1 protein-coding gene is annotated in these 253 nt (G+C 55.7%); it reads left to right on the top strand.

Annotated elements, in window-relative coordinates; all coding sequences use genetic code 11:
- A partial coding sequence (locus IV91_RS0114555; RefSeq protein ID WP_150112536.1) for an integrase core domain-containing protein occupies nucleotides 1-253 on the top strand: 253 nt, incomplete at both ends.

Genomic DNA, 253 nt, shown 5'->3' with positions numbered 1-253 from the left:
ATGAGGATGTGTACCTGAAGGGCTATGCCTCGATGGGCGAGTTGATGGTGGGCCTGACCGAGTACTTTGCCTTCTACAACAGTGAGCGACCGCACCAATCGTTGGGAAACAGGACGCCTGATATCGCATACCGAACCGCGAAGGGTGGTGGGGCGGTGATCGTAGATAAATTCAGTGGCCTTGAGGGGGACACCTCTGTTCCACCACGACCCGCAAAGTGTTCTGCCGTCAAGGAACCCGGATCATCAGATGA

Source organism: Ferrovum myxofaciens (genome assembly GCF_000735045.1).
GTDB classification, from domain to species: Bacteria; Pseudomonadota; Gammaproteobacteria; order Burkholderiales; family Ferrovaceae; genus Ferrovum; species Ferrovum myxofaciens.
Note: the sequence above shows the minus strand (reverse complement) of the source record. Positions and strands in the feature narration are given on the sequence as shown.